Here is a 13,436-nt window from a genome sequence, read left to right as displayed (position 1 = left end):
TGGAGCGGTCACCCGCTCGACCGCAACCGAACCAGCCGCCTCACCCGCCTCAGCCACCAACTCACCGGCTGACAGCCGAATTACGCACCAGAGTCTGCGCCCACGGCCACCACCGTTCACCGCCGTACGCACACGCTCTCTGACCTGCCCAGTGAACCCATGCGAACGCCTCCGGACGGTCATACGCACAGTTAGAAAGCGTGTTGGGGGCAACCCCTCACGAGTTCGAATCTCGTATCCTCCGCAGCCGCCCACGTGGGCAGACGAAGGTCCCGGCCGTTCAGCGGTCGGGACCTTCGTCGTTCTGTGGTTGCAGTTTTGGTTGCATTTCCCCGACCGGTGCCTAGTCGGCATCGGCGTTGATCAGCTCTCCTGACACCCATCGGTGTCGTCACCGGTGGAGCCTGCTCACGTCCGACACGGCAACGGCCAGTGAGCTGACTCACGGTCGAAGAACGGACCTTTGCCCCGGCTTTGCGTGACTCACAGTCGTGAACCACCAACCGGCATCTAGGGTCGAATTTCTGTGCGGTCAATGAAGGGGGAGAACGCGAAGTCATGGGCGGCAAGGACGAGATACTCGACATCAAGGTCGACGACATCAAGACGGCGGCGCCCGCCTTCCACCGCGAAAGCGTTGCCCTCGCAAGCGCGTTGACCAAGCTGAAGCACGGCCTGGCCGCGGCGGGTGCCCCGTGGGGCGACGATGAGCAGGGCGAGAAGTTCCACAACGCGTATGGCCCGCACGTCACGCAGATCGAGCACTCCACCCAGATCCTCATCGAGGGCCTCGCCAGCATCCACGCGGGTCTGGTCGATATGGCCGACAAGCACATCGACAACGAAGAGCGCATCCGGGGCATGTTCGGCCGGATTAAGGTCGGCCACCACAGCACGGGCGACGGCGAGTGAGCGTCGCGGACAAGGCCCGCAAGGCCGTTCAGGACCTGACGGGCATGTGGTGGCCCGCCGCCGACGAAGACGGCCTCCGGGCTGCCGCCAAGGCGTGGCGGGCCTTCGCCGACGACATCGACGACATCGCCGCCGCCGCGAACAAGGCCGCTCTTGCGCTGATCGAGGACAACAAGGGCGAGTCGATCACTGCGTTCGACAAGTTCTGGCGCCGGTATTACGACCATGGCCGCGGCTGGCTGAAGGACCTCGCGGATGCGGCCCGCGATATGGCCAAGGCGATGGATGCGTACGCGGACGCGGTGCACGGCGCAAAGAAGCACCTCGAGCACGAGCTGGAGATCGTCGGCGCGACGCTCGTCGCGGGCACCGCCCTGGCCGTCTTCACGGCCGGTCTCTCCGAGGGCGCCGCGGCGGCGGCCGCGGCCGGTGTCACCGAGCTCGCCGCCTCCGTGGGGGTGGCGGTGACCGAGGAGGTCGCAGCCATCGCCGGCACCACCCTGGCCACCGCTGCCTTCGGCGGCGTGGAGTCCATCACGGTCGATCTCGCCGTCGCCCAGCCGACGGCCATGGCCCTGGGCGAGCAGAAGGGCGGCATCAACCTCGACGAGGCTAGCGAGGCCGGGGTGTACGGCGCTCTCACCGGCGGCCTCCTCGGCGGTGCGGGAAGCACGGCGCAGATTGCCGTCGAGAACGGTGGCATCAGTGCGGTCTTCGGTGACTCGCTGCGCCTGAACAGTGCCGACCTCGACCAGATGGGCAAGTCCCGCACTTGGAGCCTCTTGCGCAGTGAGGACTCGAAGGTTCCGGTACCTCCGACGAAGCCGGGAGACTACGAGCTCATATCGGGTGATCCTGTCTACTTCGGGAAGAGCACCACCACCATCGGCTACGACCAGCGCACGCTGAACAATCTGCAGCGGGTCGGCCGGATGCCGGGCGTTCACGACGTGGTCGTCCATGGCACGAACGAGGGCGTGTTCCTACCCGGGCGCGTCAACATGGCGGGCAAGACGCTTACCGACTTCGAGGTGCATCCCAACAACGTCGTGGACGCGATCCGTAGCAACCCCAACTACCACGGCGGCCCGGTACGCCTCGTCTCATGCCATTCCGGTGCCGACGCGATGCCCCCGGAGCTGCCGCTCGCTCAGTCCGTGGCCAACGAGCTGGGTGCGCCGGTATACGCACCCACAGACAAGGTGGGCACCTCGCCCGACCTGGGTCTCAACCAGACCCCCACGATCGGCAACAATGGCTATTGGCGCATCTACCTGCCGGTGCACCACTGAGGCCCACGGTTCGACTGGAGAGACGATGATCAAGCGGGTGGGCTTCTTCCGGGAGCACGGCGGCCACGGCGACCCCTCGGCTTCCGCCCCTTCGCTCCGCGATGCCGCCAGGACCACGGGTGAGCGGGACGAGGACCGGGTCGTCGCATACCTGGAATCGTCCACCGAGATCTACTCCACCATGGGGGCCGAGCGGGACGTCATCACCGGCGACGAATGGATCTCCGGTGCCGGATCGCTGGTCACGGACGGAACATGGCTGTGGCCCGTCGAGCTCGCCCATTACGTACGCAACCATCACGTCGCTCTCCCCGCCGAGTTCGTCGACCACATCCGAGCCAACGACTACACAAGCCCTGCCCTGTCTCACGAGCAGGCCCTCGAAATCTTCAACGAGTACTTCGACCGGGACGCCTCGGCCAGCGCCGCGGTCCCACGCTCTGCCGTCCGGCCGTTCCTCGCGTGGTACCTGCCGGCGCTGACCAGTCCATCGAGCCAGGCGCTGATCGGTCAGCTCGGAGCAGCGGGCCTTTCGGTCGCACATCCGCTCACGGATGCTCTCTTCGGCTTCCGTGAGACCACGGAAGGCAGGAAAGAGCCGCTCATGGGCGGTCCCGACGTACTGGCAGAGTCCCTGGCCAGCGGCCAGTACCGCGAAGTTGAGTTCCAGTGCTGGATGGGCTACGACCAGTCCCTCGCAGGCAATGTGCGGCGCATTGATCCGTCGATCCAGAGGTTCACCTTCCAGATCGCCGATGTCCCCGAAGCCGATCGAGACGAAGTCGTCGCTGCGCTGAAACGAACCCTCGACCGAGTCGCGGCGCACTGCCTCGGATTCGTCATCGACCGCGTCGGCACATCCGGCGGACAGGACTGGGATCGCATCTTGGTCGGGACCGGGGAGCAACTGACCGTCTGGCCGGACACCGTCGGGATCCAGCGGGTTCACCTGCCCGCCCACCCTGAGTTGGCCGCCGCGAAGTCCACGGAGTACGGGCCGCTCGCGGTGTTCCACCGGCCTGAGCGGTGACCGCCGCCTGACGAGAGATGTGAAGCCAGTCACGCGAAGTGCCTCGGTCTCAGGGGCTGTTCGAGAGCAAGAAAATGTCGTCCCTGGTCTACTTCAAAAAGTTGTCCGAGCAGCCGGACTCCATTCGCTACTCCTTCGGCGAGAACCCCGCGGAAATGGGCCGTACGCTCACCGTGGATACGGCCAGCCGCACTTCGACATCCGACGACGGCAACGCCGACTACACGTTCCTCAAGGCATCACGGAAGATCAACTCCGTGTTCGAGGAGCGGCGACAGTGGCCGGAACGGGGTATGAGCGTCAGCTGACAGTTCGCTGGTGGCAGGCGTGACCCCGAGTTGCGCACACCGACATGGTCGACAGGCGGGGCACCGCCCCACAGCGCATCGAAGCAGCCCGCGCTCCCATCGCCATCGCCGATCTGGTCCAGGTCGACCGGCATCTCGGGCATCTGCTGCAGTACGACGAGGGGAAGGCCGACCGGGCCGGCGTACACGTCGACGGACGTCACCAAGTCGCTGCAAGCGTTCCCGTGTACGGTGACTGCGCACGAGCCCCGCTCAACGTCATCTGGAACCGGTTCGGGTCGTCACCGGCGGAGCCTGGAAGGCCGTTTGACGCTGGATCCAGCCGTTGGGCACCCAAACCTCTGTTCTCCTCGAGGCCGGAAAGAGATGGGGGCGCTGTGCGCTGTCTGATGCAGCCAATAACATTGCTTGCGCTATCAGTCGTACGGGGACAGGGGGCACTCGCGGTGGCCAGCGGCGAGCTGAAGGTCGATCTGAGCGCACTGGACGGTGTGGTCACACAACTCAACCGAATTATCTCAAATCTGGGCGATACCACCTCCGACTCTCGCTATCAGACGTACCTGCCGAACGGTGCACTGGGCAGTGTGGATTTCACTGAGGCGAACGATCTGCACATTGCGCACACGGAGATGAAGCAGCACCTCGAGGACATCGTCACCCATATCCACGGCCTGGTGGACGACTTCGGGACGAAGACGAAGAAGAATCACGGCGCATACCAGGACCAGGAAGCGGAGATCGCGGCCGGGCTGTCGGACGGGGGTAGGTCATGAGCTCGGGCGGGAAGAAGAGCGACGGCTACACGTACGAATACGTCCCGGCGGCGATGTGCTACGACGAGCAGGCCAAGACCCCGTTCGCCGATCTGAACATGGACCAGATGAAGGCCATGGTCATCAACGCGAAGCCGGGCGTAGTTCACGACGTGGCCCGAGGCTGGCGCAAGGTCAACCATGACCTGGTGGGCGAGGACGGCGGCGGCGGATCGCGGCAGGATTTCCTGGCAGCGGTGCACGGAGTGCTCGAGCACTGGGAGGGCGAGGCCGCCGATCGGTTCAAGGCGCGAGCCGAGGTCATCGCGAAGAAGATGCAGGACGGCGCCCAGTACGCCAAGTACACGTCCGTCGCGCTGGGCAGCGCGGCCACGGTGCTGGAGTCCATCAAGCCCGAGGTCGAGGCGATGGAGAAGCCGGGAACGATCGCCAGCGGGGTCGACTTCCTCGCGGACGGGTTCTCGCACGACGACAGCGGCTACCAGGCGGACAAGCGGGCCGGGATGTCCACCCAGGAGGCCCTGGACAGGAACAAGGACGACCTCTCGGCGGGCAAGGAAGCCCAGTTGAAGATGGCCGTGAAAATGGAGCAGTTGGGGGCGGCGTACGCGTCGCAGACCAAGGCCATGGGGACGTGGAACCGCAAGCCGCTGCCCCGTACGGACAGTGAAGACGACTACCCCGGTGATCCCGGAGGCACGGCGCCGGTCCCGATCATCGCGATCCCGACCGAGAGCGGCCCCAGGCTGGTGGGCCGGGCTTCCACCGGCAGCGGCGCGTCGAGCGGTTCGGGCCGGTCGACCATCACGGCGTCCCCCAGCACCCCCCACCGCGTTGCTGGTGCAGGTACCGGTTCCTCTTCCAAGACGTCCGCGCCCTCCGGGGTCGGCACGGATACGGACGGACTTGCGACCACCAGCCCCGGTGGCGCCGGGGACGGCGGCGGCCATGGAAGCGGAGGCGCTGTCCGAGTCGGCGGCGCGGGCGGCGGATCTGGAACAGGTGCCGGTGTGCCCGGTGTGCCCGGCGGCCCTGCGGGCGGCTTGGCCCGTGGTGGTAGCGCCTACGGCGAAGGCTCCGCGGCGGGCAGCGGCCGCACGGGCGTGGGCGGTGTGGTAGCTGGGAGGGGGACAGGTGCCGGACGCGGCAACCAGTCCGGTGGCCGGGGCCCCCTGGCCCGTACGAAGGGCGGGGTGATCGGCGAACCCGGAGACGCCCCCTCCACCGGGGCTCGGGCCGGTTCCGGCCTACACGGAAGCCGCGGTGGCACGATCGAGGGTCGCAGGGCGGCGGGTCTGGCGGGTTCCGGACAGGCTGGCGTGGCCGGCCAGGGCCGCGACAAGAAGAGGAAAGACGGTAAGCCGGTTCCGGGCTATCTCGTGGAGGACGAGGAGACCTGGGTGCCCAAGCAGGACGACACCACCCCACCGCTCATCGAGTAGACACGATCGCGGCAGTACAGAAACGGGGCTCGCGTCATCCACCACGCGGGCCCCGCCCGGCGGGACGAGAGGGAAACACGGCATGGGTCTCACGCGGACGCTGCGCATCGCGGGCAGTACGGCAGCGGCGGGAGCACTGCTCTTCGTCACCGCGACCACCGCGTCAGCGGACCAGGTCAGGAGCGACCAGTGGCCGCTCCAGGCCCTTGACGCCAAGGCAGTCTGGAAACTCGCGACTGGCAAGGGCGTCACCGTCGCCGTCATCGACTACGGCGTAGACGCCTCCCACCCCGACCTGAAGGGCAACGTCCTGCCGGGCAAGGACTTCATCGACGGGGACTTGGACGCCTCGCCTGCCGCAGGCGACCGCCACGGGACAGCCATGGCCAGCATCATCGCCGGACACGGACACGGCGCCAACGGTGCTGACGGCGTGAAGGGACTCGCCCCTGACGCGAAGATCCTGCCACTGCGCGATGACGGCACCCAGACGGGCGGCCTCGCCTCGTCGATCAGGTACGCGGTGGACCACCGTGCATCGGTCATCAACATCTCCGAGAGTGGAGGCCCGCAGACCTCCGGCGGCGAGGAACAGCAGGCGATCCAGTACGCGCTTCAGCACAACGTGATCGTCGTGTCGGCATCGGGCAACGAGGGGAAGAGCGGCACCGAAGCCATCGGCTACCCGGCCAGCTATCCAGGCGTGGTGAACGTCGGCGCAATCACGAACTCCAACGAGATCTGGGACAAGTCCAATTACGGTGGAACCCTGCTGTTGACGGCCCCCGGCTACCGCATCGTCTCCGCCAGCACGGACTCCGACGGCTACGGCATGGGTACCGGCACCTCCGACTCCGCCGCCTACGTCTCCGCCGCCTGCGCCCTGCTACGCGAAAAGTTCCCCGACCTCACCGCAGGCCAGATCGTCAACCGCCTCACCAAGACGGCCGGCCTCCCAGCCTCGGCCAAGGGTCTGAAGCTCCCTGACGAGAAGTACGGCTACGGCTACATCCAGCCCCTCGCCGCCCTTCAGCAGAACATTCCGGCCGGCTCCAAGAACGGCCCGCTCACCATGCCCGCATCCAATTCCACGGCAACGCCCGAGGACAGCACGGCGGCGTCCTCCGCGTCCGATGATTCGAGCAGTGGACTGACCACCAACTCGGTCATCGCGCTCAGCACGCTGGCAGCCCTCGGTGTGCTCATCGTGATCGGCGTGCCGCTGTTTCTGGTGCGGCGCGCGAAGCGCCGTCGGGCGGCGGAGCAGAGGTAGTTCAATCCGCAGTCCGGATACGAAAGTTATCCCCCGAATTCTTGCCCCGGTTCCACTCCGTACCAGCAACAGCCGCCGTCCGACCGCTATCCGCACCAGTAGTAGACGGCTGGACGAACAGCGGGACCGCCCGTCTCACTCGCGCATGTGGAGAAAGGGTGTGAGTGAAACCCTGCTGGGTGTGTTGAATGTGACTGCGGTAGCTTGTAGATGCGGTCGGTGAGCGGCTGTACAGCAATGACGCGCAGCATGTCCTCCTTAGAGTCTGCGGCAGCAGTTTTCGGCCACCGCCTCCCGCAGATGCCACTTCGGAGACCGATGACGGGGAGATGAATCGACCGCGTGACTGACGACATAGTTCAGGAACTGCAGCGTTTTCAGCAGTACACCAGTCAACTTCACGGCCTGATCGCACGGATCCAGGAGGACATGCCGCAGAGCGCCGAGGCCGAAGACACACAGGGAGCTGTGCGGGTGCGGGTGGGCCAGGACGGCCTTCCTGAGTCGGTGGTCGCGGTACGGGACTGGCAGCGACGGCGAGGTCCCGAACAGATCGGTGGCGCCGTCGTCGAAGCGTACGGATCGTCGGTCGCCGAGCTCATGTCCGCGCAGTCCCAGGTGTTCTCCTCAAGTGACTGGCGCGAGAGCGCCGACGGCCTGCAGCAGGATATGGGTTCCCCTCACTCCTCGGCAGATCCCACCCCGCCGCCCGGGGTGCCCCAGCGGGATCTGCGTCACGTCGTGCCCCGTCGCATCGACGAGGTGGCGGAGGACGTGATCTCGTCCTTCGATGATCTCGCCCGTCAGGATCCCGAGGCGGTGGAGCACATTCAGGTGCAGGGCTCGGACTCTGCGGGGCGAGTCACCATGACGTTGTCCCCGGGCTCCCTGGTCGCGTGCACGGTGGATCCGGGATGGTCGGCCAAGCAATCGGCGGTGGGCCTGAACCGCGCCTTCGACGAAGCCCTGCGGGATGCCCGTTCCGCACTCACGCGGGCAGTCGAGGCCAACACCACGGGCGGAGAGAACCGGCAGCTGGACACGCTCCTGGACGAGGCCCTGGCCATTCTCAGCGATCCGCGGCGCATCACCGACTTCTGAGGGAAGTGGTTTTCCGTGTCTGACCCCACGTTGAAGGTCGTCACCGATGCCCTGCGTACGGACGCGAGGATGTGGGACCGGGAGAGCGAACGGATGGGGAACATCCACCAGGCCGCGGAAGGTCTGCGCCTGTCCCGCATCCAGGCGGGTATATTCCAGCTCTTGTTCGCGGCCTATGAAGAGGCGATCGACCAGATCTCGGCGCGATGCGCCGAGGGGAAGCAGCGTATGGATGAAGTTGCCACGGCGCTGATCAAGAACGCGAACGCCTACGACAGCCGCGAGGCGGACGTGAAGCAGTCCATCGACGGCGCGTACTGACCGAGAGAGTGGAACAACATGCCCTTCAGTTCCGCTCAGTACGAAGCTGTCACGGCGAAGCTCAGCTCCGGCATGCAGGACCTGTCAGGGAAACTCAACCAGGTCGGCCCCAAGGCCGAGTCGACCGCCAACCACTGGTACGTCCCGGACGCGGTGGCTGATGCGCTGATCTGGGTGGCCAACAAGCTCATCGAGCTGGGCTCCTGGGTACTCAACAAGATCGAGGAGCTCCTCGAAGGGGTAGGCGCCCCGGTTGCCATGTTCTCCTATGCCCTGGACTGGCAGAGCCACGTCCGGGGCCCGGCCTCTTCCGTAGCCGGCGAGACCGCACCGGAAGCACTCGTCGCCCCCAAGCACTGGTCGGGAGACGCAGCCACCAAGTACACCGCGTCGGTCAAGGGACAGCCCACCGCGGCCACCCAGATCGAGACGAGCGCCGACAAGATCGCCACAGGGCTCAACATCTGTGCCGTCGCAGGCCTCGCCTTCTACGTAGCGCTAGCCGCGATCCTCGCGAAATTCATCACTGCCACCATCGCGGCCATCGTGGCCCTGGGATCCGTAGTGTTTTCGTGGGTCAGCGCTGTCACCATCATTGAAGAGGCTGGCGTGAACGCGGCGCTGATCTGGACCGCTGTCGCTGCGCTGGTCGCGGTCCTCGGGGCCCAGGGACAGCAGATGGCGATCATCAAGGGGGAATCGGTGGACAACAGCACGTTCCCTGGTGGGCATTGGCCTGACGCCCTGACTTGATGCCCGGCAGCGGCCAAGATTCAATCTGATGTGCCCATACTCCAGCCACAATAGGGCGGCAAGCAACATGCGCGGAACGCGTGCAGCCATGTGGGGCCTGGCGGGATGCTCCTCCTTCCTGACCCTCCTGGGTATCCTGACCGTCTTCAACTGGCAGATTCTCCTTGGCGTGACGCTCTGCGTCGTCGGAGTCGTGCTTGTGGGGAACGCGGAGGCGCGTTCCGACCGCAGAAGGAGGCGTGAAGAGTTCAATCGCCAGTTCGCCAGCACCGACGACTTCTTCCAGGCGGTCGACAAAGAAGCGCTGCTCCGGATCCGCGAGCAGCGAGGGGTCGCGGTCGCGGTGCGTGAGCTGCGGCGCCAGTACCCGTCGGTTCCGCTCGCTACGGCGGCCCAACTGGTCAAGGGGCTCTGAGACCCTTGTACGCCCTCGGTCCGATCGGCTCGGGCCGAGGCTGAACCACACGCTCGGAGGGCGTTCCAGCCTCGGCCCGGTCAGGCGGATATGCGCCACATCACCGTAATCATCAGCTGTGGCGGACTCCCTGAATGAAGGCCATGTTGGGGGCGGCCGGGTCGACAAGCAGCGCGGGCCCGTGGGGATCCTTGCTGTCGCGGATCGCGACGCCGACGTGCGCCGTGGCCGTGAGGTCGGCGATCTCTATGCAGTTGTTGCCGGAGCCGTCGGAGTACGACGACTTGAACCAACGCGTTCCAGCGCTGGTGAACCTGGATGCTATGTGGGTACGGGTGCCGGTCATTTGGTGATCTCTCGCATGAGTTGTTGCAGGAATTCGGGTGTGTCCTCCGGCGGCAGCGCGTGATCACGCGCCCGCACGGCAGGCCCCCGCGGCCGCCGCTGGGCCTGCTGCCCGGCCGGACCAGGACCACCGCGACGCCGCCCACGCGGCTGGACGACTGGACGGGCCGGTGGGTGGCGCAGTTGGCCGTGCCCTCCGCCGAACGGCTCGGCGGTGGGGAGTTTCAGGTGCTGTCCGACGTCACCACCGGCTCCCTGGCCTACTTCGATATGGACGAGGACGGGCGCCCGCAGGTCACCCAGCGCGGGCCGATCTCGCTGTGGGACCGGGTGACGGACGTCTTGTCGGAGTGGGAGACGGCCGGCGCTCCCCACCAGTCCGGCTTCGGCATGACGATCACACCGGAGGAGCAGACGGTGTGGATCGGCAACGAAGGTGGACCGTCGTGGCGGCTGCCGGTATGAGCGGCGAGAAGCGGACACACCCCGAGCAGGCGGCGTACCGTACCGGTAGCACGGCGATAGCGCGGAAGGGGACACCCATGCGGCTGCAGTTCGACGAGCACGAGAAGCCCCCGGTCCTTCAGCAGGCCGCAGAGGCCGAGGAGGCAGGCAAGCAGCTGCTCGCCGACTCCCTGCGCGGCATGGCCGAGAACGGCATCGACCTGAAGCGCGACTGGGAGACGCTGCGCGTGGAGCTGTACGCCACGCACGGCATCGACGTCACCGGCGACGGCGGGGATGCCCGTGTCGCCTAAGCACTCGCCGCGGCGAGCGCAGATTGCCTTCACCCCCGAATGCGAACCCGTTCTGCGCAAGCTGAGCGTGGCCGAGCTGGTGCGCCTGGACCGCGCGCTGGTGGCCATCTCCTTAGACCCGTGGATCGGGCAGGAGAGGCCGTCACGTGCGGGTCACGTGCCGCTGAGGGAGCACATCGAAGGCTCCGCCCGCATCATCTACCACGTCGCCGTTTTGGGCTCGGTCGTCATCGTGGCCTACCTCGAGGCCTGACCGCCCCAACTGCTGCCCCGCCTCCCGGTCCCCCCGTCCGGGAGGCGGGGCCCTTGCGTCCCTGGAAAGGAAGCCGAATGCCCCTCATGACGCCGTCTGTGGCGCTGGCCAGCTGTGAGCGATCACTGCGGGACCTGCTCACCATCGTCCTGCGGGGGAAGTTCGGCGCGGACTGGATCAGCCATGTCTTCAAAGAGACAGATGTGGCCGACCTCCGCAATAAGCAGACCATCGAGCAGAAGCGCCGCACCAAGCGTGGCGTGGTCGCGGTCTCCGGCAACCTAATCGAGTACGCAGAGTTCACGCAGCTGACTCGGCTGATCAACACCCACTGGGAGGCGCTCAACGGGGCGCTGGGCGCCAAGAAGGAGATCACGGTTCTCCTGGACCGCTTCGAGGCTCTACGTAACACTGTGGCCCATAGCCGTGAACTGCTCCCCTTCGAGGAGGAGTTGTTGAGTGCAATCGCAGGGGAGATCAGGAACCGGGTGACCATACATATCAGTGGCCAGGACGCCGCCGGTCAATACTTCCCGCGTATAGAGCTTGTGCGGGACAGCTTCGGCAATAGCACCGAAACCGCCGTCCAAAACCAGCCCCAGTTGTTCAGCGTGGCCACCGAGACAACGCTGCGGCCCGGAGACGTCGTGACGTTCACCTGCCGAGCCGTCGACCCGCAGGACCGCGGCTTGAATTGGGCGTTTCAGACGCCGGACGGTGTCCGCCATACCTCCGACGATCCTTACGGCGCGACCTACGGCGAGGCCGTGGAGTGGACGTGGGAAGTTACCCGGTTGCACATCAGCGGACTTGCGCCGTTCGCTGTGATTCTCACCAGCGACGGGGACTACCACCGCTACGGCGCTGCCAGCTACGACGCTCTTGTGGCATTCACATACGAGGTCCTGCCGCCCCTGTCGTAACCTCATCCCCGCCTGCTGGCCGGGGGAGCTGTCCGCACGGGCGCCTACGCTCGAACGCATGAGTAGTCCCATTTCGCTGGCCGCTGCCGTCCCGATCCTCGCGCGGATCATGGTGGACACCGTTCAGATCTTCCGGCCCGGTCCGGAGGTGCTGGATCCGGACACGGGCGTGTACGTGCCGGGTCCGGACATCGTCGTGTACGAGGGTCTGGGTGCCGTGTTCGCGGCTGGCGGGCCGGGCCTGGCGGTGTCGGTGGCGGGGCAGCCTGCCCCGGATGACCCCCGTGACCGGTACAAGCTGCTGACGCCGCTGCAGGCCCCGCTGGCGTCCCGCGAGGACAGTGTGCGGGTGATCGCAGCGACCCAGGATCAGGGGCTCCTCAACCGGGTGTGGCGGGTCTTGGACATCTCCGACGCCAACACCCTGGCGGTGGTCCGCACCACGTGGATGGACGAGTCCACGCAGACGACGGGAGCATGAGCAGTGGTGGACATTTCGCAGGCCCGCAACGACCTTGAGGCGTTGATGACGGACACGGTGCGGGTCTCCCGCACTGCCGCCCAGCCTGCCCTCGATCCGGAGACGGGGGAGCCCGGGGAGACGCCGACGAGTGTCGTGTACAAGGGCCCGGGCGCGGTGCTGTCCTCGCACGGGCAGATCGTGGTCGCTCAAATCGTGGGCTTCGACTGGCTGTCGGAGGGCGCGGCCTGGTACCGGCTGGTGACCCCGGTCGGGGCGCCGGTCGCCATGCCCGGCGACCTGGTGGAGGTCATCACCAGTGAGGGTGCGGACGGCCGCACGGGACGCACCTGGCTGGCGGAGGACGCCACCGAGGCGTCCACGGTGGAGATCTGCCGGACTACCAGGCTCACAGAGCGGATCACTTTCGCTCCGTCCGCGATCTAATACTGCAACCGCATCTGGGGTGACGATCAACGGCGTCTGTCGTTGATGTGACTGTGTGCTGATGTGTTGACGGTCGAGCAGGTTGAGTCGTGGTCCGAGGGGATAGCCGGGCTGCATGCCCGGTTCGCCCACCGTTTTGGCAGGTCCGAGCCGCGTGAGCGTGCACTGGACTACCTTCAGGGGCTGGTCGCACCTCTGGAGAAGAAGAACGGCTGGACGCTGGCCGAGCAGGTCGGCCAGCTCCGCCCGGACGGTGTCCAGCGCCTACTCAACCTCTCCGACTGGGACGAGAACGCAGTCCGTGATGACGTCCGTGACTTCGTCGTGGAGACCATCGGCGCCAAGGACGCGGTCCTGATCGCCGATGACACCGGCTTTCTGAAGAAAGGCACCAAATCCGCCGGCGTCCAGCGCCAATACTCGGGTACTGCGGGCCGCACGGAAAACTGCCAGATCGGAACCTTCCTGGCCTACGCCTCGGCCCGGGGACGTGCCCTGATCGACCGCGAGCTCTACCTCCCGGCCTCCTGGACCGATGACCGGGACCGCTGTCGGGCCGCCGGCATTGACGACGAGATCTGTTTCGCGACCAAGAACGAGCACTTCAGGCGGATGCTGCAACGCGCT

Annotated in this window: 19 protein-coding genes; 18 read left to right on the top strand and 1 reads right to left on the bottom strand. The window is 66.4% G+C overall.

Annotated elements, in window-relative coordinates:
- Window positions 1–558 precede the first annotated feature (558 nt).
- The 11 genes from ACFYX0_RS43725 (at window position 559) to ACFYX0_RS43675 (ending at window position 9,623) form a co-directional block, all read left to right on the top strand.
- Window positions 559–912, top strand: coding sequence for a WXG100 family type VII secretion target (locus ACFYX0_RS43725; RefSeq protein ID WP_388980367.1), 354 nt, complete (start codon window positions 559–561; stop codon window positions 910–912).
- A complete protein-coding gene (locus ACFYX0_RS43720; RefSeq protein WP_388980364.1) occupies window positions 909–2,204 on the top strand; it encodes a hypothetical protein in 1,296 nt (431 codons plus the stop codon). Before ACFYX0_RS43725 ends, ACFYX0_RS43720 begins: the two co-directional genes overlap by 4 nt.
- A gap of 25 nt (window positions 2,205–2,229) precedes the next feature.
- Window positions 2,230–3,234: a hypothetical protein gene (locus ACFYX0_RS43715; protein WP_388980361.1), complete on the top strand. Its 1,005-nt coding sequence runs from the start codon at window positions 2,230–2,232 to the stop codon at window positions 3,232–3,234.
- Between the two features lie 74 nt (window positions 3,235–3,308).
- Entirely contained in the window at window positions 3,309–3,542 is a 234-nt protein-coding gene (locus ACFYX0_RS43710) for a hypothetical protein (RefSeq protein ID WP_388980358.1), read from the top strand.
- Between the two features lie 446 nt (window positions 3,543–3,988).
- Window positions 3,989–4,318 (top strand): hypothetical protein, encoded by a 330-nt coding sequence (locus tag ACFYX0_RS43705; RefSeq protein ID WP_388980356.1) that lies wholly within the window; start codon window positions 3,989–3,991, stop codon window positions 4,316–4,318.
- Window positions 4,315–5,760 carry a hypothetical protein gene (locus ACFYX0_RS43700; RefSeq protein WP_388980353.1) on the top strand — a complete coding sequence of 482 codons (1,446 nt, stop codon included), beginning with the start codon at window positions 4,315–4,317 and terminating at the stop codon, window positions 5,758–5,760. Before ACFYX0_RS43705 ends, ACFYX0_RS43700 begins: the two co-directional genes overlap by 4 nt.
- Window positions 5,761–5,842: 82 nt before the next feature.
- The gene (mycP, locus tag ACFYX0_RS43695; RefSeq protein ID WP_388980350.1) at window positions 5,843–7,033 is read left to right on the top strand and encodes a type VII secretion-associated serine protease mycosin; all 1,191 of its coding nucleotides are present in this window, start codon (window positions 5,843–5,845) and stop codon (window positions 7,031–7,033) included.
- Window positions 7,034–7,375: 342 nt separating this feature from the next.
- Window positions 7,376–8,134 (top strand): hypothetical protein, encoded by a 759-nt coding sequence (locus ACFYX0_RS43690; protein ID WP_388980347.1) that lies wholly within the window; start codon window positions 7,376–7,378, stop codon window positions 8,132–8,134.
- A gap of 15 nt (window positions 8,135–8,149) precedes the next feature.
- A complete protein-coding gene (locus ACFYX0_RS43685) occupies window positions 8,150–8,455 on the top strand; it encodes a type VII secretion target (protein ID WP_388980344.1) in 306 nt (101 codons plus the stop codon).
- Between the two features lie 18 nt (window positions 8,456–8,473).
- Complete coding sequence (locus tag ACFYX0_RS43680) at window positions 8,474–9,208, top strand: hypothetical protein (RefSeq protein ID WP_388980342.1); 735 nt, start codon at window positions 8,474–8,476, stop codon at window positions 9,206–9,208.
- Window positions 9,209–9,296: 88 nt separating this feature from the next.
- On the top strand, window positions 9,297–9,623 hold the full coding sequence (locus tag ACFYX0_RS43675) for a hypothetical protein (protein ID WP_388980339.1): 327 nt from the start codon (window positions 9,297–9,299) through the stop codon (window positions 9,621–9,623).
- A gap of 112 nt (window positions 9,624–9,735) precedes the next feature.
- Here the strand turns inward: ACFYX0_RS43675 and ACFYX0_RS43670 are convergent, their stop codons facing one another.
- Complete coding sequence (locus tag ACFYX0_RS43670; protein WP_388980337.1) at window positions 9,736–9,969, bottom strand: DUF397 domain-containing protein; 234 nt, start codon at window positions 9,967–9,969, stop codon at window positions 9,736–9,738.
- A gap of 59 nt (window positions 9,970–10,028) precedes the next feature.
- On the opposite strand from ACFYX0_RS43670, the gene ACFYX0_RS43665 reads away from it, so the two are divergent.
- From ACFYX0_RS43665 to ACFYX0_RS43635, 7 genes are all read left to right on the top strand, one after another.
- Window positions 10,029–10,433 (top strand): hypothetical protein, encoded by a 405-nt coding sequence (locus ACFYX0_RS43665; protein ID WP_388980335.1) that lies wholly within the window; start codon window positions 10,029–10,031, stop codon window positions 10,431–10,433.
- Window positions 10,415–10,726, top strand: a complete 312-nt coding sequence (locus ACFYX0_RS43660; protein ID WP_388980331.1) for a hypothetical protein — start codon at window positions 10,415–10,417, stop codon at window positions 10,724–10,726. Before ACFYX0_RS43665 ends, ACFYX0_RS43660 begins: the two co-directional genes overlap by 19 nt.
- Window positions 10,716–10,979, top strand: coding sequence for a hypothetical protein (locus tag ACFYX0_RS43655; protein ID WP_388980328.1), 264 nt, complete (start codon window positions 10,716–10,718; stop codon window positions 10,977–10,979). The genes ACFYX0_RS43660 and ACFYX0_RS43655 overlap by 11 nt, the downstream gene beginning before the upstream one ends.
- 77 nt (window positions 10,980–11,056) lie before the next feature.
- The gene (locus ACFYX0_RS43650; RefSeq protein ID WP_388980325.1) at window positions 11,057–11,902 is read left to right on the top strand and encodes a hypothetical protein; all 846 of its coding nucleotides are present in this window, start codon (window positions 11,057–11,059) and stop codon (window positions 11,900–11,902) included.
- 58 nt (window positions 11,903–11,960) lie between these two features.
- Entirely contained in the window at window positions 11,961–12,383 is a 423-nt protein-coding gene (locus tag ACFYX0_RS43645) for a DUF6093 family protein (protein WP_388980322.1), read from the top strand.
- A gap of 6 nt (window positions 12,384–12,389) precedes the next feature.
- Window positions 12,390–12,809: a DUF6093 family protein gene (locus ACFYX0_RS43640; RefSeq protein WP_388980319.1), complete on the top strand. Its 420-nt coding sequence runs from the start codon at window positions 12,390–12,392 to the stop codon at window positions 12,807–12,809.
- Between the two features lie 66 nt (window positions 12,810–12,875).
- A partial coding sequence (locus ACFYX0_RS43635; protein WP_388980317.1) for an IS701 family transposase occupies window positions 12,876–13,436 on the top strand: 561 nt, incomplete at its 3' end.

It is taken from the genome of Streptomyces sp. NPDC002573, from assembly GCF_042889625.1.
Classification (GTDB): Bacteria; Actinomycetota; Actinomycetes; order Streptomycetales; family Streptomycetaceae; genus Streptomyces; species Streptomyces gibsoniae.
Note: the sequence above shows the minus strand (reverse complement) of the source record. Positions and strands in the feature narration are given on the sequence as shown.

What these genes read in the sequence shown, in the direction of transcription:
- ACFYX0_RS43725 (WP_388980367.1), top strand. Translation starts at nt 559, where the DNA reads ATGGGCGGCAAGGACGAGATACTCGACATCAAGGTCGACGACATCAAG.
- ACFYX0_RS43715 (WP_388980361.1), top strand. Translation starts at nt 2,230, where the DNA reads ATGATCAAGCGGGTGGGCTTCTTCCGGGAGCACGGCGGCCACGGCGAC.
- ACFYX0_RS43710 (WP_388980358.1), top strand. Translation starts at nt 3,309, where the DNA reads ATGTCGTCCCTGGTCTACTTCAAAAAGTTGTCCGAGCAGCCGGACTCC.
- ACFYX0_RS43700 (WP_388980353.1), top strand. Translation starts at nt 4,315, where the DNA reads ATGAGCTCGGGCGGGAAGAAGAGCGACGGCTACACGTACGAATACGTC.
- mycP (WP_388980350.1), top strand. Translation starts at nt 5,843, where the DNA reads ATGGGTCTCACGCGGACGCTGCGCATCGCGGGCAGTACGGCAGCGGCG.
- ACFYX0_RS43680 (WP_388980342.1), top strand. Translation starts at nt 8,474, where the DNA reads ATGCCCTTCAGTTCCGCTCAGTACGAAGCTGTCACGGCGAAGCTCAGC.
- ACFYX0_RS43675 (WP_388980339.1), top strand. Translation starts at nt 9,297, where the DNA reads ATGTGGGGCCTGGCGGGATGCTCCTCCTTCCTGACCCTCCTGGGTATC.
- ACFYX0_RS43670 (WP_388980337.1), bottom strand. Translation starts at nt 9,969, where the DNA reads ATGACCGGCACCCGTACCCACATAGCATCCAGGTTCACCAGCGCTGGA.
- ACFYX0_RS43650 (WP_388980325.1), top strand. Translation starts at nt 11,057, where the DNA reads ATGCCCCTCATGACGCCGTCTGTGGCGCTGGCCAGCTGTGAGCGATCA.
- ACFYX0_RS43645 (WP_388980322.1), top strand. Translation starts at nt 11,961, where the DNA reads ATGAGTAGTCCCATTTCGCTGGCCGCTGCCGTCCCGATCCTCGCGCGG.